Genomic DNA, 220 nt, shown 5'->3' with positions numbered 1-220 from the left:
GGCCTCAAGCACAACCTGGTGGTGGGGCGCAGCGGCGACATCGGCATGTCCCCGGGCCTGGTGGACCTGCGCACGGGCGCCAATGATCCGAACGGTTCCAACATCTTCCCCGAGCACATCATCGCCACGGTGCTGGCCTCGGCGAAGCTGGACTACAGCATCACGCGGGTGGACCCGCTGCGGTTCATCCTTGCCTGAGCCTTGATGAGCACTCCCTCCT

General features: G+C 65.5%; 1 pseudogene. It reads left to right on the top strand.

Features of this window, described 5'->3' with window-relative positions:
• A pseudogene (locus D7X12_RS41875) lies at positions 1–198 on the top strand (DUF1501 domain-containing protein); the annotation flags it as partial.
• Positions 199–220: the final 22 nt, after the last annotated feature.

The sequence above is a fragment of the Corallococcus sicarius genome (assembly GCF_003611735.1).
GTDB classification, from domain to species: domain Bacteria; phylum Myxococcota; class Myxococcia; order Myxococcales; family Myxococcaceae; genus Corallococcus; species Corallococcus sicarius.
Note: the sequence above shows the minus strand (reverse complement) of the source record. Positions and strands in the feature narration are given on the sequence as shown.